A 16916-nucleotide genomic window follows, 5' to 3' on the forward strand; every position below is an offset into this window, starting at 1 on the left:
TGCGTCGCGCACCGGCGCCGGCCGTCCTCGAGGGAGTCGGTCTGATGACGCAGTCTTTCACCCGCCGCGCCGACGCGCTCGCGCGCGACTCGTACTACGAAGCGACCGCCGCGCGACCCGCGGCCGACGATCCCGTGCTGGAGGACGCGATCGACGTCGACGTGTGCGTGATCGGCGCGGGCTTCGCGGGCCTGTCGACGGCGCTCGACTGCCGCGCGCGCGGGCTGTCGGTCGCCGTGATCGATGCGCACCGGCCCGGCTGGGGCGCGTCGGGCCGCAACGGCGGCCAGGCAATCACGGGCTTCGCGAAAGACGAGGTGATCGAGCGACAGCTCGGCGCCGCCGGCGCGCGTGCCGCGTGGTCGCTGTCGCTCGACGGCGTCGCGCTGATCGCCGAGCGCATCGCGCGCCACGGCATCGACTGCGACTTCACGCGCGGCTACCTCACGGTCGCGACGAAGCCGCGCCGCATCGACGACCTGCGCGCATGGATGGATGCCGCGACGTCGCGCTGGGGCCATCCGTCGCTGTCGTGGCTCGACACCGGCGCGATTCGCGCGCGCATCGCATCGTCCCGTTATCTGGCGGGCGTCTACGATCCGCTGTCGGGTCACCTGCATCCGCTCAAGTATTGCCTGGGCCTCGCCGATGCCGCGCGCCGCGAAGGCATCGCGCTCCATGCGCACACGCCCGCGCTCGACGTCGTTCGCGACGCGCGGCCGGTCGTGCGCACACCGTCGGGCGAAGTGCGCTGCCGCTTCGTCGTGTCGTGCTGCAACGCAGGCCCCGGCGGCATCCTGCCGGCCGCCACCGCCGCGCGAATCGCGCCGATCGCGTCGTACATCATCGCGACCGAACCGCTCGGCCGCGCGCGCGCCGACGCGCTGATCGCGCGGCGCGAAGCCGTGTGCGACAACAACTTCTTCCTCGACTACTTCCGGCTGTCGGCCGACCATCGAATGCTGTTCGGCGGCCGCGCGAACTCCGCGGGCGCGTCGCCCGACACGCTCGCGGAAACGATCCGGCAGCGCATGGTCGGCGTGTTCCCGCAGCTCGCCGACGTGCGCGTCGACCACGCGTGGGGCGGCTTCGTCGACGTCACGCGCAACCGCGCGCCGGACTTCGGCGCACTCGATCCGAACTTCTTCTATGTCCAGGGCTTCAGCGGGCACGGCGTCGCGCTGACCGGAGTCGCCGGACGCGCGATCGCCGGCGCGATCGCGGGCGACACGCGCGTGTTCGACCTGTTCGCGCAGCTGCGCCACCGGCGCTTTCCCGGCGGCGACGCGTGGCGGCAACCCGCGCTCGAACTCGGGATGCTGTACCACCGCGTGCGCGAGCTGTTCTGAGCCCCTTTCATTCGCTTTCCTGATCATGAAGACATTCGCCAAACAGCCGCACGTCGCGTCTTACTACGCGGCGACCGCCAACGATACGACCCGCCATGCGCCGCTCGCCGGCACGACCGACGCCGACGTGTGCGTGATCGGCGCGGGCCTCACCGGTTTGTCCGCCGCGCTCAACCTCGCCGAGCGCGGCCACTCGGTGACCGTGCTCGAAGCGTCGCGGGTCGGATGGGCGGCGAGCGGGCGCAACGGCGGCCAGCTGATCGGCGGCTTTGCGTGCGACATCGACACGTTCGGCAACTTCATGCCCGAAGCCGACGTGAAACGGATCTGGGACATGGGGCTCGAAACGCTGTCGCTCGTGAAGTCCCGCATCGCGCGGCACGACATCGACTGCGCGCTCGTACCGGGCTACCTGACCGCCGCGAACACCGAGCGCGACGCGGATGCGCTGAAGCGCTGGCGCGACGAGGCCGCGAAGCGCTTCGGCTACGACCGCTTCCATTTCGTGGAGGCAGACGAGCTCGGCGACTACGTGCAGTCGGCGCGCTATCGCGGCGGCCTGTACGACCCCGACAGCGGCCACCTGCATCCGCTGAACTACACGCTCGGGCTCGCGCGTGCGGCCACCGACGCCGGCGTGCGGATCCACGAGGACAGCTGCGTGACGCGCGTGCGCGACGTGTCGGGCGGCCACGTCGTCGAAACCGCCCAGGGGCAGGTGCGCGCGCGCTTCGTCGTGCTCGCGTGCAACACGTACGTGGGTACGCTCGCGCCCGCGCTGTCGAAGAAGATCATGCCGGTCGGCACCTACGTGATCGCCACCGAGCCGCTCGGCGAAGCGCGCGCCGCCGCGCTGATGCCCGCGCGCGCGGCGATCTGCGACAGCCGCTTCGTGCTCGACTATTTCCGGCCGGCGCCCGACACGCGGCTCGTGTGGGGCGGCAAGGTCAGCTATTCGACGCGGCAACCGCGCGATCTCGCGGCGGCAATGCGCGCGGACATGCTGAAGACGTTCCCGCAGCTCGCGGACGTCAAGGTCGACTACGCATGGGGCGGCTTCGTCGACATCACGATGAACCGCGCGCCGCACTTCGGGCGCGTCGCGCCGACGATGTACTTCGCGCAGGGCTTCTCGGGGCACGGCGTGAACACGACGGCGCTTGCCGGCAAGCTGATCGCCGAGGCGATCGACGGCCAGGCGAGCCGCTTCGACCTGTTCGGCAAGATCCGGCATCGCGACTTCCCCGGCGGCGCGACGCTGCGCACGCCGGCGCTGGTGCTCGCCATGAGCTGGTACCGGCTGCTCGACGCGTTCGGCATGCATTGAGCGGGCCGCATCGGAGCGATGCGAGCCGTAAGCGCGTCGCACACCGCGCGTCTCACGCCACACACCGATGCAAAATGAAAAACGGCCGCGCAACAAGCGCGGCCGTGCAATCGATTCGCATGGCATCGGTGCATCGGGCACATACCGTGCCCACGCACCGCGCACGACATGCACCGATCAGTCCGTCCCGTACTTCGGCGAATGCGGACCGTACAGCAGCCCGTTCGGCGGACCGGCCGACAGCAGCCGCGTGCTGGTGAACGCGGCGACGTCATGGCTCTGGTCGATCAGCGTGTTCGCGATCTGCTTGACCGCTGCCGTCACCAGCATGCCGATCAGGCCGCCGCCGCCGTTGTTGCCGCCCTCGTCGCTGCTCGCGCTCGCCCGGCCCTGCCACAGCACGTCGCCGGTGCGCAGGTCGACGAGCTTCGCCGAGGCCGACACGACCGTTGCGCTCGCAAGGATCCGGTAGACGGTGCCGTACTGCGACACCTTCGAATACAGCGCGGCATCCGCACCGAAAATCTCGCGCAGCTTCGCGGGCGACGTCTGCTGGATCTCGGCCGCGTTGGTCAGGCCGTTCTGCTTGAACGTCTCGTCCATCACGGCAACCGGCACCACGTAGTAGCCGGATTCGGCGAGCGGAAGCGTCATCTGCGACAGCATCCCGTAGGTTGCCGCCACGTCGGACGTCTCGTTGAGGGGTGGCAGGACGAGGATCGAGCGCGGCTGGCTCTTCTTGAACGCCGTGTAGTCGGGTCGTTTCACCGGCTGCGCGCACGCGCTCAACAGCGCGACGATCGACAGCACGGACATCAGCTTGAATGAGAGTGTCTTGAACATGGCGGGCGCGTTACGGTTTGGCGGTGGTCGGGGCAATATCCTTCTGGCCGGCGATCGCCTGGGCGGCTGGCTTCTGATCCGCGGTCTTCGACGCGCCGGTCTTTTTCTTCATCAGGAAATCCATGAAGGTCGACGATTCCGGGAACGACTGCTTCTCGGCCTGCAGTTCCTGCTCGGCCTGCTGCTCGTTGCCGACGCTCGCGTACAGCATCCCCAGATGCGCATGGAAGCCCGGCGGCGGCATGTTGCCCTTCGCGCGAATCTCCTGCAGCGCCTTTTCGAGCGCGTCGATCTGCTCCTGCGGCGACTTCTGCCCCTTGAAGTACTCGTACACCTGCGGCTGATAGCCGGTCCACTGATAAAGCGGCGGCGTGGAGCTCGCGCAGCCGGCGAGCAGCAAGGCGGCGGCCGTTGCCGGCAGCCAGTTACCCCGTTTCATGGTCTGTTCTCTTTTGATGTCGTTGTCAATCGGTCCAGCGCGGCGCCGGCCCCGGCGCCGCGCTGCTACATGGGCTGCGACGCTTACTGCGGTACCTTCAGCGTGCCGGCGTCGACCTGGTCGACGAGATGATTCACGGCTTCCTGGATCGCGAGGTCCAGCACCTTGCCGTTGAGCGTCGAGTCGTAACCGGCCGTGCCGCCGAAACCGATCACTTCCCGGTTCGACAGGCTGAACTCGCCCGCACCCTGGCTCGACGCGACGACTTCCGACGTCGTCGTGTCGACGATGTTCAGGTTGACCTTCGCATACGCGACCTGCGTCTTGCCGCGGCCGAGAATGCCGAATAGCTGGTGATCGCCGACGTCCTTGCGGCCGAACTCGGTCACGTCGCCGGTCACGACGTAGTTCGCGCCCTTCACGGCCTGTGCCTTCTTCATGAAGCCGGCTTCCTGCTTGATCTCGTCGAGGTTCTCGCGATCGAGCACGTTGAAGCGGCGGCTCTGCTGCAGGCGCGTGACGAGGATCGTCTTCGCCTGTCCGCCGAGGCGGTCGATGCCGTCCGAGAAGATGCCGCGCATGTAGCTCGAGCGGTTGTCGAACTTGCCGACCGCGATCGCGACGGGCTTGCCCGCATACGGCTTCTGCGCGCTGCTCACTGCCGGCACGTCGAGCGTGCGCGACGATTCGGTCGCGCAGCCGGACAGCGCCGCGACGAGCGCCGCCGCCACGAGAACGGTGCGTCGTGTCTGAATGTTCACTGCTGGTCTCCTTGCGTGAAAAGATTGCCCGGAACGGGCGCGCCGGCGCGTTGACGAGCCGGCGGTCGATGCGGTGATTGAAACGGTTGGGGCACGCATTGGCGCGCGCGACTTCATCGCCCGGACGGCGACGGAGATGGCGGCATGCGAAGGGAAAGTGCGCGCAACGGACGTGCTGCGGCAAGACGCGAACGCGCGGCGCATGGATCGACCACCCCACTTGCGCCGGCTACCCCTTGATTGTGTTTACTGCGCTGTTGATCGCGCATGATCGGCCCCGAATATGATTTTGGCCGATGATACCAAGCCTGATTATCGAGACGGGGATTCTCTGGAAGAATTGACGTTCTTTACGAATCATCGCGGATCCGTGGTACGTCACACGCCAGCCGGGCGCGCGGAACACGCGCGCCGGCCGGCGAGCCGGCGCACCGGTTGCGGTCAATCGGCCACTTTCTGGCGCATCGTCACGAATTCCTCCGCTGCGGTCGGGTGAATGCCGATCGTGTCGTCGAACTGCGCCTTCGTCGCGCCCGCGCGGATCGCGATCGCGATGCCCTGGATGATCTCGCCCGCGTCGCGGCCGACCATGTGCGCGCCGATCACGCGCTGGCTGTCGCGCGCGACCACGAGCTTCATCAGCGTGCGCTCGTCACGGCCCGACAGCGTGTGGCGCAGCGCCTTGAACGACGCGCGGTAGATGTCGACCTCCCCGTGCAGGCGACGCGCATCGGCCTCGGTCAGGCCGACCGTCGCGACCTCGGGCTGGCTGAACACGGCCGACGGCACATAATCGTGATCGGCCGCAACACGCGCGCCGCCGAACAATGTCCGCGCGAGCAGTCCGCCGTCGCGTGTCGCCACCGGGGTGAGCTGCGGCCGCGACGTGACGTCGCCGATCGCATGGATCGAGGGCACCGACGTCGCCGAATACGCATCGACGGCGATCGCACCACGCGCGTCGAGCACGACGCCCGCCCGTTCGAGCCCCAGCCCGTCGACGTTCGGCACGCGGCCGGTCGCGTAGAGCACCGCGTCGTACGGCCCGTGCTGCGCGTCGCCGACACGCACGGAGAGCGTGCCGTCGTCCGCGCGCGCGATCGATTCGACCACCGCGCGCGCATGGATCGCGACGCCCTGCCTGGTCATCTCGTCGGTCAGGAATTGACGCACGTCGTCGTCGAAGCCGCGCAGGATCTTCTCGCCGCGATAGAAGAGATCGACATGGCTACCGACGCCGTTGAAGATGCCCGCGAACTCGACCGCGATATAGCCGCCGCCGACCACCGCGATACGTGCGGGCAGCGTCGCGAGCGACAGCGCCTCGCGCGACGTGATCGCATGCTCGATGCCGGGCCGCGACGGCAGCGACGGGCGCGAACCGGTCGCGATCGCGATGTGGCGCGCACGGATCGTGCGTTCGCCGATGGCGACGGTATGCGCATCGACGAGCGTCGCGCGCCCCGCGTGCATCGCGACGCCGGATTGCCGCAGCAGGTTGATGTAGATGTCGCTGAGCCGGTTGATCTCGCGATCCTTCGCGGCGATCAGCGCGGGCCAGTCGAGCGTGCCGGCGCCGAAGGTCCAGCCGAAGCCCTTCGCGTCCTCGAGCTCGTGCGGATAGTGCGATGCGTAGACGAGCAGCTTCTTCGGAATGCAGCCGCGCAGCACGCAGGTCCCGCCGATCTGCTCTTCTTCCGCTATGCCGACGCGCGCGCCGTATGACGCCGACATCCGGGCGAGCCTCACGCCGCCGGAGCCGGCCCCGATGACGAACAGGTCGTAGTCGAAATCCATCGCAAGCCCTCATCTCGATTCGGATGACGGCACGATAACAAGAATCGGGAATTCGTGTGGAGCGTGGCGCCGCAGGACGCGCGCGCCATAAAAAACGGCGAGAGACGTTGCCTCTCGCCGGTCAAACCAGCTGCCGGGTGTGCCATGCGTCACCGATCGACCACATGCCCGGCCTGCCGGCCGCGCGGCACCGGTCCGTCCGGGCGCGCGAGGGGCGCACCCGCGGCGGGACCGGCCGCCATGCTCAGGCCTGCGACGTGTCGCTGCCGTCGGTCGCCTGCGTATCGTCTGCCTGCTGGGGCTGCTCTTCCTTCTTCTCGAGCATGCCTTCGATCGCCTCGGCGCCCTTGAAGCCGGCAACAGCTGCCGCCGCCTTGGTCAGCAAACCCGCATCCGGATCGACCTTCTCGGCCGCCTCGACGGCTGCCACTGCGCCAGCGATTTCACCCACGGTGTTCAGGATACCCATCGTCATCCCCTTTCAAGAAAATCGTGAGCGCATCGTCCCACGAAAAAAACCGGCAGACCGTGTTTGTCATCACCGGATACACAAGTTACGCACGAGGCCGGCCGCACGCGAAACGCACGCCGGAACGACGCCCGCGCGTGCGTTGCGGCACGCGGCGGACCCTGCACGCAGCGTAGCGGAATCGCTTCGTTCGCACTGTCAAAGTATGTTCTGGAATGCCGACGGAATCCTTACGGGATGGTCGTTCCCGATGGAGCGGTCGCTGAATGGTCGGCCACGCGCATGAAGGTCGCGTGACGAAAAAAAAGAGGCTCCCGCGGGAGCCTCTTCGATACGCGCCGGGCCTGGGCCGGCGCATGCACGCCGACTTTCGTCAGAAGATATTGCGCAGGCCGATCGCGATGCCGGTCTGGTTGCTGCGACCCGGCAGTTCGACGTTCGCCGCGCCGTTCGTCTTGTTGAAGTCGACGGTGCCGTAGACTTCCGTACGCTTGCTGAGCGCGTATTCGGCGATGCCGACGATCGCGTAGCGGTTGCCGCTCGCGAGCGTGCCGTTCGCGGTCATCGCGTTGCGCATGTGGTCGTAGTAGAACGCGCCCGTCAGCGTCAGCGGCGTGCTGACCTGCCAGCTCACGCCCGCGAACGGACCGTCGTCGATCCGGCCCGTGCCCTTCGCGACCGGAATCGACTGCTGCGCGAGCAGGCTGTCGACGAAACCGGTGTCGTCCTTCGAGCGCAGGTAGCCGGCATAGACCTTCGCCTTGCTGAACGCGTACACGACGTTCGCGTGGTAGATCGTCTGCTTGCGTGCGGAGTTGTCGCTGTTCTGCTGCGCGCCGGCCGCGATGCTGAGCGGGCCCATCACGTACGACAGCGAGACGCCCCACGCATTGCCCTTGCCGAGCGAGCCCGGGATCTGGCCCGAGAAGCCGCCCGCGCCGGTCGATTCGTAGTTCGTGCCCGTCGAATACATCGCCTTCGCGGTCAGGCCCGCGAAAGTGCCCGAGTACTTGATCTGGTTGTCCGCATACAGGCCGCCGCCGAGTGCGACCGGCAGCCAGGCATTTTCGAAGTAGTTGCCGACCGTCAGCGGATCGTAGGTGTCCGACAGCAGGTCGAAGAGCGGCGTCTTCTGGCGGCCGAGCGTCACCGTGCCGTACGGGCTATCCAGGCCGACGTATGCCGCACGGTTGAACAGGCGGCCGCTGTCGGAGAATGCGCCGTTCTGCAGGTTCACGCCGCTTTCGAGCTTGAACACGGCCTTCAGGCCGCTGCCGAGGTCTTCCGTGCCGTAGATGCCGAAGCGGCTGTTGGTGATCGCGCCGTTGGTCATCGACAGCAGGCCGTCGTTATTGGCGTTTGCGTTGGTCAGGTAGCGGACGCTGACGTCGGCGACGCCCCAGAGCGTGACCGAGCTTTGTGCGGCCGCGTACTGGCTGGCGAATGCGAGCGCGGCGCCCCCTGCGATGACTGCGAGTCGGGTGGTCTGCTTCATGAGCTTTCCTATTTGTAGGTGTCTCCGTTCATTGCCGGCCGCGTGCGCAGCCGGGTGGCGATCGCGCACGTTCATGGCGCGCGCGATATGGGCTGAATCATATGACGACTGCAATCTCTGAAAGAAATTGAAACGCGCGGTAATCGCGCGACTGTCGCCCGGGAACAACGTTTCCCGTACCGGGCTTGCCTCGCGCGTGACGGATGCGAAGTGCGGCGATGGCGAAACGAGGGCGGGTGCTGTAAGGATCGGCCGGGGATGCGGGCGATGCCGCCCGTGGCGCGGTGCGTGGAGGCGAAACAAACGTGCCGGACGGCGGCCGCGAGCGCGGGTGGCGCCTCGGCCTCGTGAATCGCGACCGGCCGGCGTCTCCGTGGCGTTCGCTATCACCCGACCGCGGCCGGCCCGGGCCGGCCGCCGCTCACTGCCCAATGCCGGTGAGCCCGATCAGCGCGCCGGCCGCGAGCAGCCATAGCGGATGGAGGCGCGTGCGCCACGCGAGCACCGCGCATGCGGCGGAGATGCCCCACTGGATCGCGGTGCGGTTCGATGCTTCCGAGATCAGCACCGCGCTGGCCGCGACGAGCCCGACCGTGACCGGCATCAGCCCCTGCTGCACGTAGCGGCGCCACGGCCGGTCGCGAAAGCGCTCCCACGCGTGCAGCGCCAGCACCGTGACGAGCGACGACGGCCCGAACTTCGCGATCGACGCGACCAGCAGCCCGGCCCAGCCGGCCACATGCCAGCCGACCAGCGACACGATCATCATGTTCGGCCCCGGCGCGGCCTGCGCGAGCGCGAACAGCGCGGTGAACTCGTGCGCGCTCATCCAGTGGTGCACGTCGACGACCTGCCGCTGCATCTCCGGCAGGATCGTGTTGCCGCCGCCAAATGCGAGCAGCGAAAGCTGGCTGAAGATCGTCGCGATCGCGACCAGCGTGTCGTTCATGACTGGCCTCCGTCGCGCGCGGCGGCATGCTGCGGTGCCGGCGTATCGCGGCGGCGCGACGCGAGCCAGATGCTCGCGGGCGTCAGCACCAGCATCGTGGTCAGGAGCGGCATGCGCAGCACCGCGATCGCGACGAACGCGAGCGCCGCGATGCCGGCCGCGGTGCGCGGCGCGTGCCGCAGCTGTTTCGCGACCTTCACGGCCATCGCGACGAGCAGGCCCGCGGCCGCGGCAGCGAGCCCGCCGAACAGGTGCTGCACGTGCGGATCGCCCTGCGTCTTCGCATACAGCACGCCGAGCGCGACGACCACGAGCGTCGGGCCCGCGATCAACCCGAGAATGCCGGCGAACGCGCCCGCGACGCCGCGAAAGCGCATGCCGACGGCGACCGACAGGTTGATCACGTTGCCGCCCGGCAGGAACTGGCACAGCCCGAGCAGATCGGTGAATTCGTCGGCGGTGAGCCATTTGCGCTCGTCGACGATCGTACGCCGTGCGAACGGCAGCGCGCCGCCGAACGACATCAGGCCGAGCGACAGGAAACCGGTGAACAGCTCGGCGAGGCGGATCCGGCGCGGGGACGCGACGGGCGGCGGAGAAACGGATTGCATTGGGGTCCTCATCAAACGGTGCCTCGAGGTTACCGCCGTTCCGCACCCCGGCAAAACGATTTTATCGGCGCGCCTTTGTGACCTAGAATCACAAGCATGGCACGCGATCTCCCTTCCTTTTCCGCGCTTCGGGCCTTTGAAGCAGCGGCACGACACGAAAGCTTCAGCGCCGCCGGCGACGAGCTGCATGTGACTCACGGTGCCATCAGTCGGCAAATCGCCGGGTTCGAGGCGTGGCTCGGCAAGCCGGTGTTCCACCGCTACGGCAAGCGCGTGAAGCTCACCGACGAAGGCCGCCGCTATCTGGATACCGTCCGTGCCGCGTTCGACAGCATCGCGCTCGCCACCGAGCAGCTGCGCAACACCGGTGCGGCACGCGTGCTGCGCATCAACGCGCTGCCGACCTTCGCGATGAAATGGCTGCTGCCGCGCCTGTCGCGGTTCCAGCGCGACGTGCCGAACGTCGAGCTGAAACTGTCCACGTCGAACGCGCCGCTCGACACGCTCGACGGTTTCGACGTCGCGATCCGCCGCGGCCCCGGCCACTGGCCGAACTGCACGAGCGGCCACTTCCTCGACGAAAGCGTGATTCCGGTCTGCAGCCCGGCGCTGCTCAAGCGCGCGCCGATCGCGCGCGCGGACGACCTCGCGCGGCACGTGCTGCTGCATTCGGATACGCGGCCGGAAGGCTGGCGCGACTGGTTCGCGGCGGCCGGCGTGACGATGAAGGGGCGCAAGCGGCAGTCGTTCGATCACTTCTACCTGGCGCTCCAGGCAGCCGTCGACGGGCTGGGCGTCGCGCTCGGCCCGCTGCCGCTGATCGACGACGAGCTCGCGAGCGGCCGCCTCGTGATGCCGCTGCCCGGGCCGCGCATCGCGACGCGCAGCTACTGGTGGATCGCGCCGGGCGCGCCGGCCGGCGATACGCTCGTCGCGCAGTTCTGCGCGTGGCTGCAGGCGCAGTCGAATATCGGCCCGTAAATACGTGCCGGCGGGCGGCATTGCACCGCCCGCTGCCGGGTCAGACCACCGGGCCCGGTTCCTTTTCCTTGCGCAGGATCGCGTACAGGATGATTGCGCCGAACGTCGCCGTGCCGATCCCGCCGAGCCCGAAGCCGCCGAACTTCAGCGAGAAGTCGCCGGCGCCGAGCACCAGCGTGACGGCCGCGACGATCAGGTTGCGGTTGTCGGAGAAGTCGACCTTGTTGACGACCCAGATCCGCGCGCCCGTCACCGCGATCAGCCCGAACACGACGATCGACACGCCGCCGAGCACCGGGCCCGGAATCGTCTGGATCACCGCGCCGAACTTCGGCGAGAAGCCCAGCCCGATCGCGATCAGCGCGGCGACCGCGAACACCAGCGTCGAATAGATCCGCGTGACGGCCATCACGCCGATGTTCTCCGCGTAGGTGGTCACGCCCGTGCCGCCGACGCTGCCCGACACGATCGTCGCGAGCCCGTCGCCGATGAACGCGCGACCGACGTAGCGGTCGAGATTGGTGCCCGTCATCGCGCTCACCGCCTTGATGTGGCCGAGGTTCTCCGCGACCAGGATCACCGCGATCGGCGCGAGCATCAGCATCGCGTGCGGATCGAAGACCGGCGCACGGAAGCTCGGCACGCCGAACCACGCGGCATGCGCGACGATCGAGAAATCGACCGGCTTGCCGAGGCCCATCCCGTTGGTGGCGATCGCATAGATCACGTAGGCGATCACCAGTCCGACGAGGATCAGCAGGCGCTGCATCATCCCGCGCGCGAACACCGCGACGCCGCCGACGCACAGCACCGTGACGAGCGCCATCACCGAGTCGAAGGTCGACGCCGACACGCCCTTGACCGCGATCGGCGCCAGGTTCAGCCCGATCACCGCGACCACCGCGCCGGTGACGACGGGCGGCATCAGCGTCTCGATCCAGCGCGTGCCGATCGCCTGCACCAGCGCGCCGAGCGCGACGTACACGACGCCGCACGCGATGATCCCGCCGAGCGCGACGGGGATGTTCGGGTTCGGCCCGCTGCCGCCGTAGCCCGTCACTGCAATCACGAGGCCGATGAACGCGAAGCTCGAACCGAGGTAGCTCGGCACGCGACCGCCGACCAGCACGAAGAACAGCAGCGTGCCGATGCCCGACATGAAGATGCTCAGGTTCGGGTCGAAGCCCATCAGCAGCGGCGCGAGCACGGTCGAGCCGAACATCGCGACGACGTGCTGCACGCCCATCGCGACCATCTGCGGCCACGCGAGGCGTTCGTCGGGGCCGACCACGCGCGAGGCGGCGCCGGTCGGTTGCACCCGCCAGCGCGGGAAGTAGGAATCGGACATGGGGAAAAGGGCTCCTGTCGAACGCCGGCTGCGGACGGTGCGCCGGTCTGGAATCTGGCGCGAGTTTACGGAGCGGAAATGGGGCTGGCAAGCGCGAACCGCCGGTGCAGCGGTCGTGCCGTCGGGCGGAGTGCCGGACGGCACGATCGCGCAGATGAAGCCAGATGAAGGCCGACGGAGGCCTGCCGGCGCTCGCCGCGATGCAAGCGTGCGCTCACATCGCGGCGGGCGCCACGGGGATCACGGATTGATGTACTGGAACAGCGACATGTTCTGCAGCTGCGCGTACGCCTTCTGCGCGCCGCTCAGCGCGTTCTGCACCTGCAGGTACTGGCTGATCGTCGTCACCATGTTGGTGCTGGTCAGGTCCGACAGGTTGCTGCTCGTCTGCAGCGCCGCGGTCTGGTTGACGGCCTGCATCGCCTTGACTTCCTGCTCGCGGCCGCCGACCGATGCCAGCACCGTCGTGACGTTGCGCATCGTGTTGTTGATCTTCGTCGCGGCCGTGCCCATCGTGTTCGACAGCGCGGCGCTCGCCGTCGCGTTGCCGGTGACGGGCGTCTTCAACGCCGTGATCATCGAATCGAGCGTCGAGAACACGTCGACCCCGCTCGCCTGCGGCGCGGGCGTGACCGAAAAGGTGTCGTTGACCGACGGCGTGCCCGACACCGCCACCTTCATCCCGCTGCCGAGCGCGATCGCGGTGCCCGACGTATAGGCCTGCGCGGGCGTGGTCGTCGGCGGCGACGCCGTATTGTCGGTCACCGTGTAGGTCGGCGCGGCCGCCGTGCCGCCGAAGGTGATCGTGAACTGATGCGCGTTCGTCGCGGCCGACGGGTCCGTCACCGTGACGTTGCCGATGGTGGCCGTGCCCGTGTTGCCCACGCCGGCCGCCTGGACCGGCGAGCTGCCCAGCGCCTGCACCGACATGAACACCGAGAGGCCCGAGTCGCCCTGCGGCACGCTGCGCGAATCGTCGATCTGTACCGTGCGCGTGCCCGTATCGCCGACATAGCTGATGCCGCCGGCCGCGTTCTTCGTGAACGGCGCCGCCGCATTCTTGTAGCCGGCGAACAGGTAGTTGCCCGCGCCGTCCGTCGAGTTCGCGAGCGACAACAACTGGTCGCGATAGCCCTCGAGCTGCGTCGCGAGCGCCGCGCGGTCGCTGTCCGCGAGCGAACCGTCGCCGGCGCGCACGATCACCGACTGGACGCTGCCGAGCACGGTGCCGACGTTCTGCAGCGTCTGGTCCTCGGCCTGCAGCGACGCGAGCGCCACGTTCTGGTTCGCCGCGTACTGCGACAGCGTGGCCGACGTCATCGACAACTGCACCGCCTGCGCCGCGCCCACCGGGTTGTCGGCCGGCGTCGTCAGGCTCACGCCGCTCGAGATCTGCTGGTAGAGCTGCGCGAGCTGGGCCTGCTGATCGTTCATCTGGCCAACGTTCAGCTGGTAGAACTGGGTCGTGGAAATCCGCATCGTTTCTATCCTCTCGAATCCGGTCAGCTGAACAGGCCCAGCACGGTCTGGAACAGCGACGACGCCGTCTGGATCACTTTCGCGTTCGCCTGGTAGAGCTGCTGGTACTGCATCAGGTTCGCGGCTTCCTCGTTCTGGTTCACGCCCGACACCGACTGCTGCGCGGACGTGATCTGGCCGACCAGCGCCGTCTGTGCCGTGCTCGACGACTTGAGCTGGCTCGCGGCGTTGCCGATGTTGTTCACGTAGTTCGCATAGGCCCCGGTGAGCGTCGTCGTGCCGCCGCCGAGCGTCTTCGCGTTGACGAGCTTCGACAGCGCGAGCGCGTTGCTGCCGTCGCTCGTGCCGCCCGCGTACGGTCCGATCGTGAACGAATCGCCGTCCGACGGCGTGCCCGACAGCGTGACGGTCACGCCGTTCATCGCCCCGGCGGCCGTCCCGGACATCGTCATCACCGCACCGGTCGTCGGGTCGTACGGCACGGAGTCGGTCGGCGTGTTGATCGTCACCGAAGTCGGCGGCGTGCCCGGGATCGTCACCGTGGTTCCGACCGGGAAGCCCGACAGCGACTGCGTCGCCGCGTCGTAGGTCAGCTTGGTCGACGGCACCTGGTAGCCGGCGCTCACCCCGCTCAGCGCGATCTTGGCGGTGCCGATGTTGGTGCTCGACGGCGACGTGATGGCCGGCGACGCGGCCGCGATCGCCGAGCCGCTCGTCGTCGCGAGACCGAAGCCCGACAGCGCGCCGCGCGTCGGAAGCACGGTGAACTGGTCGCCGGCATTCATCGCGCCGGACGAGAACGAGAAGTTCAGTCCGCCGAGCGAAAGCGGCATCGGCCCGGCCTTCTGGTCGACCACCGTGCCGCTCGCGCGGTCGGTCAGCGTGTAGTTCGTGCCGTCGTACGACAGCGTGTAGTCGCTCGTCGTCGGCTGCGACGCGTTGGCGAACGAGACGGAAAGCGACGCGTTGCCGGTATTGCCCTGATTCGAATAGACGTCCGGGGCCGCCACCGTGAACAGGTTGCCGCCCGGCTTACCCGACAGATCGATGCCGAGCGCGTTCTGCCCGTTGACCTGCGCGGCGAAACTGGCCGCGACCGCGCCGAGTTGCGCCTGCGCGGGGTCGAGCGTCTGGCTGCGGAACGCGAGCAGGCCACCGAGCGTGCCGCCCGACAGCGACGCATCCGGCAGCGCCTGGTTCGGGCCTGGCGGATTCGCGCCCGCGATCCCCTGCGACACGACGGTCAGCTCGCTCGGATCCGACGGCGACGTGACGGTCGCGAGCTGATAGCTCTTGTCGGCGAGAACGAGCGGCTGGCCGCCCGCGAGGAACACGCTGTAGCCGCTGTCGTTGCGCACCACCTGCACGCCTGCGAGGCTCGACAGGTTCGACACCGCGAGGTCGCGCTGGTCCATCAGCTGGTTCGGCGGCTGCCCCTGGCTGCTCGCCGCCGAGATTTGCTGGTTCAGATTCGCGATCTGCGCGGTGTACGTGTTGATCTGCGACACCGTGCTGGTGAGCTGCGTATTCACGCTCTGGCGCAGCGCGTCGTACTGCTGGCCGGCCGCATTGAGCTGATTCGCGAGGATCTGCGCGTTGCTGATCGCGGTCTGCCGCACCGACGGATCGGCGGCGCTGTTCGCCACGTTCTGCAAGCCGGTGAAATAGCCCGTGATCGCGGTCGAGATCCCGGCCGTCGGGCTGCCGACGTAGTTGTTCAGCTGCGCGACGAGCGAATACCACGTCGACAGCGCGCCGCCCTGCGACTGCGCGCTGTTCAGCTGGTCGCTCAGGTACTGGCTGTACTGCCGCTGCACCGTGACGGTGTTCACGCCCTGCGGCATGTAGCCGCTCGACGTGTACTGGCCGCTCGCCTCGGCATAGACCGGGCGTTCGACCGAATAGCCGGGCGTCGCGGCGTTGCTGATGTTCTGACCGGTCGTCGTGAGGCCCCAGAGCGCGGCATTGAGGCCGCTGACACCGAGGTTCATGAGTGTGTTGGACATGCGCGATCCTGATGAGCCGGCCGCGCTGCGGCCGCCGGGTTGCGTAACTCCCGGTATAACGGCCGCGGATCGGAAAAATTGAGGGAAAAATGCGCATGCGACGCGCGCGTGCGCGTCGTCTGTCGAACGGCGCGGCGGACGCTGCCGGCACCGGTGCGAAAGCGGCCCCGGGCGGGGCCGCGAGACGGGAGTACGTCAGGCCCGCGCGAGCGAGCGGCGCTTCATCTCGAGCTGCGTGATCAGGCGCTGCAGCGTGTTCTCCGCGCTGCCCGGCAGCGACATGAAGCGAAAACCGAGCTGGAAGCGGCGCGAACCGTTCGGCATCTGGGTCGAACGCTGCGACACGAGCCGCAGGTCGAGCGACAGCGTGCCGTGGCCGGTCAGCTCGAGCTCGACGTCCGGCAGCAGCGTGCCGACCTCGAGCGCCTCGACACGCTCGTCGGCCGTGCGCAGGCCGACGCCGCCGAGCGACAGGTTATGCACCTCGAACACGAAGTTCTCGCCGTCCGGCAGCTTGCCGCGACACAGGAACGGATCGACGATCGGCGCATCGACACGGAAATACTCGCGGCGCTGGATGCACATCAGCACGTCGGGGAAATCGGCGACGAACGCGGGCAGCCCCTCGTAGCGCGTCTCGCGCGGCGTGCTCGTGGTGAATTCCACGCGCACGCCTTCGGGCGCCGCCGCGAACGTGCAATGCGACGCGCCGAGGATGCCGGCGTTCTGCTCGGACAGCGCGCCCCAGTCGAACGTGAACGTGCGCGCGCCGACGTCGACCTCGAGCAGGCGCGTGACGAGCTGGCCGCCCGGGTACTGGACGGTCAGGAAGTCGCCTCGGTTCACGAGGTTGCGCAGCTGCACGCCGATCTCCAGCGGATTGCGGCGGGCGTAGTCAGGCCCGGAATGGCCCGCATCCAGGCTCGGATCGGTCGACGTTTCGATATTCATGGCTAGCCGGTTTTCTTTTCATGGGCGCCCGGGCAACCGGTGCGCAGTAAAACCGGGCCAGAACATGGCCCGGTTGCAGGTCTCACACACTTAGCGGCAGTGCTCACCGAA

General features: G+C 68.2%; 15 protein-coding genes. 3 read left to right on the plus strand and 12 right to left on the minus strand.

The window, feature by feature from the left end:
• The first annotated feature begins 44 nt into the window (after positions 1 to 44).
• Entirely contained in the window at positions 45 to 1349 is a 1305-nt protein-coding gene (locus WS66_RS28150) for an NAD(P)/FAD-dependent oxidoreductase (RefSeq protein ID WP_059607542.1), read from the plus strand.
• A 25-nt stretch (positions 1350 to 1374) separates the two neighbouring features.
• Positions 1375 to 2676, plus strand: a complete 1302-nt coding sequence (locus WS66_RS28155; RefSeq protein WP_059607334.1) for an NAD(P)/FAD-dependent oxidoreductase — start codon at positions 1375 to 1377, stop codon at positions 2674 to 2676.
• Between the two features lie 177 nt (positions 2677 to 2853).
• On the opposite strand, the gene WS66_RS28160 is transcribed toward WS66_RS28155, so the two are convergent.
• From WS66_RS28160 to WS66_RS28195, 8 genes are all read right to left on the minus strand, one after another.
• The gene (locus WS66_RS28160; protein ID WP_059607336.1) at positions 2854 to 3519 is read right to left on the minus strand and encodes a DUF799 domain-containing protein; all 666 of its coding nucleotides are present in this window, start codon (positions 3517 to 3519) and stop codon (positions 2854 to 2856) included.
• A 10-nt stretch (positions 3520 to 3529) separates the two neighbouring features.
• On the minus strand, positions 3530 to 3958 hold the full coding sequence (locus WS66_RS28165) for a DUF4810 domain-containing protein (RefSeq protein ID WP_059607338.1): 429 nt from the start codon (positions 3956 to 3958) through the stop codon (positions 3530 to 3532).
• 83 nt (positions 3959 to 4041) lie between these two features.
• Positions 4042 to 4713, minus strand: a complete 672-nt coding sequence (locus tag WS66_RS28170; RefSeq protein ID WP_182670311.1) for a CsgG/HfaB family protein — start codon at positions 4711 to 4713, stop codon at positions 4042 to 4044.
• A gap of 447 nt (positions 4714 to 5160) precedes the next feature.
• Positions 5161 to 6516 (minus strand): glutathione-disulfide reductase, encoded by a 1356-nt coding sequence (gene gor, locus WS66_RS28175; protein ID WP_059607341.1) that lies wholly within the window; start codon positions 6514 to 6516, stop codon positions 5161 to 5163.
• A 244-nt stretch (positions 6517 to 6760) separates the two neighbouring features.
• Positions 6761 to 6985, minus strand: coding sequence for a hypothetical protein (locus WS66_RS28180; protein WP_014895816.1), 225 nt, complete (start codon positions 6983 to 6985; stop codon positions 6761 to 6763).
• 373 nt (positions 6986 to 7358) lie between these two features.
• On the minus strand, positions 7359 to 8480 hold the full coding sequence (locus tag WS66_RS28185; protein WP_059607342.1) for a porin: 1122 nt from the start codon (positions 8478 to 8480) through the stop codon (positions 7359 to 7361).
• Positions 8481 to 8901: 421 nt separating this feature from the next.
• Positions 8902 to 9429 carry a chromate transporter gene (locus tag WS66_RS28190; RefSeq protein ID WP_059607343.1) on the minus strand — a complete coding sequence of 176 codons (528 nt, stop codon included), beginning with the start codon at positions 9427 to 9429 and terminating at the stop codon, positions 8902 to 8904.
• The gene (locus tag WS66_RS28195) at positions 9426 to 10040 is read right to left on the minus strand and encodes a chromate transporter (RefSeq protein WP_059607345.1); all 615 of its coding nucleotides are present in this window, start codon (positions 10038 to 10040) and stop codon (positions 9426 to 9428) included. The genes WS66_RS28190 and WS66_RS28195 overlap by 4 nt, the downstream gene beginning before the upstream one ends.
• A 96-nt stretch (positions 10041 to 10136) precedes the next feature.
• Here WS66_RS28195 and WS66_RS28200 point away from each other — a divergent pair, with 96 nt between their 5' ends.
• A complete protein-coding gene (locus WS66_RS28200) occupies positions 10137 to 11021 on the plus strand; it encodes a transcriptional regulator GcvA (RefSeq protein WP_059607347.1) in 885 nt (294 codons plus the stop codon).
• A 40-nt stretch (positions 11022 to 11061) separates the two neighbouring features.
• Here the strand turns inward: WS66_RS28200 and WS66_RS28205 are convergent, their stop codons facing one another.
• The 4 genes from WS66_RS28205 to WS66_RS28220 form a co-directional block, all read right to left on the minus strand.
• Positions 11062 to 12369 (minus strand): solute carrier family 23 protein, encoded by a 1308-nt coding sequence (locus tag WS66_RS28205; protein ID WP_059607349.1) that lies wholly within the window; start codon positions 12367 to 12369, stop codon positions 11062 to 11064.
• A 240-nt stretch (positions 12370 to 12609) separates the two neighbouring features.
• Positions 12610 to 13848, minus strand: a complete 1239-nt coding sequence (gene flgL / locus WS66_RS28210; RefSeq protein WP_059607351.1) for a flagellar hook-associated protein FlgL — start codon at positions 13846 to 13848, stop codon at positions 12610 to 12612.
• 23 nt (positions 13849 to 13871) lie between these two features.
• Positions 13872 to 15854: a flagellar hook-associated protein FlgK gene (gene flgK, locus WS66_RS28215; protein ID WP_059607353.1), complete on the minus strand. Its 1983-nt coding sequence runs from the start codon at positions 15852 to 15854 to the stop codon at positions 13872 to 13874.
• A gap of 195 nt (positions 15855 to 16049) precedes the next feature.
• Entirely contained in the window at positions 16050 to 16805 is a 756-nt protein-coding gene (locus WS66_RS28220; protein ID WP_059607355.1) for a flagellar brake protein, read from the minus strand.
• Positions 16806 to 16916: the final 111 nt, after the last annotated feature.

Source organism: Burkholderia sp. LA-2-3-30-S1-D2, from assembly GCF_001523915.2.
Lineage (GTDB): Bacteria > Pseudomonadota > Gammaproteobacteria > Burkholderiales > Burkholderiaceae > Burkholderia > Burkholderia diffusa.

Excerpts from the sequence above, each read along its gene's own strand:
- WS66_RS28150 (WP_059607542.1), top strand. The coding sequence starts at position 45 with ATGACGCAGTCTTTCACCCGCCGCGCCGACGCGCTCGCGCGCGACTCG.
- WS66_RS28155 (WP_059607334.1), top strand. The coding sequence starts at position 1,375 with ATGAAGACATTCGCCAAACAGCCGCACGTCGCGTCTTACTACGCGGCG.
- WS66_RS28160 (WP_059607336.1), bottom strand. The coding sequence starts at position 3,519 with ATGTTCAAGACACTCTCATTCAAGCTGATGTCCGTGCTGTCGATCGTC.
- WS66_RS28165 (WP_059607338.1), bottom strand. The coding sequence starts at position 3,958 with ATGAAACGGGGTAACTGGCTGCCGGCAACGGCCGCCGCCTTGCTGCTC.
- gor (WP_059607341.1), bottom strand. The coding sequence starts at position 6,516 with ATGGATTTCGACTACGACCTGTTCGTCATCGGGGCCGGCTCCGGCGGC.
- WS66_RS28180 (WP_014895816.1), bottom strand. The coding sequence starts at position 6,985 with ATGGGTATCCTGAACACCGTGGGTGAAATCGCTGGCGCAGTGGCAGCC.
- WS66_RS28185 (WP_059607342.1), bottom strand. The coding sequence starts at position 8,480 with ATGAAGCAGACCACCCGACTCGCAGTCATCGCAGGGGGCGCCGCGCTC.
- WS66_RS28190 (WP_059607343.1), bottom strand. The coding sequence starts at position 9,429 with ATGAACGACACGCTGGTCGCGATCGCGACGATCTTCAGCCAGCTTTCG.
- WS66_RS28195 (WP_059607345.1), bottom strand. The coding sequence starts at position 10,040 with ATGCAATCCGTTTCTCCGCCGCCCGTCGCGTCCCCGCGCCGGATCCGC.
- WS66_RS28200 (WP_059607347.1), top strand. The coding sequence starts at position 10,137 with ATGGCACGCGATCTCCCTTCCTTTTCCGCGCTTCGGGCCTTTGAAGCA.
- WS66_RS28205 (WP_059607349.1), bottom strand. The coding sequence starts at position 12,369 with ATGTCCGATTCCTACTTCCCGCGCTGGCGGGTGCAACCGACCGGCGCC.
- flgL (WP_059607351.1), bottom strand. The coding sequence starts at position 13,848 with ATGCGGATTTCCACGACCCAGTTCTACCAGCTGAACGTTGGCCAGATG.
- flgK (WP_059607353.1), bottom strand. The coding sequence starts at position 15,854 with ATGTCCAACACACTCATGAACCTCGGTGTCAGCGGCCTCAATGCCGCG.
- WS66_RS28220 (WP_059607355.1), bottom strand. The coding sequence starts at position 16,805 with ATGAATATCGAAACGTCGACCGATCCGAGCCTGGATGCGGGCCATTCC.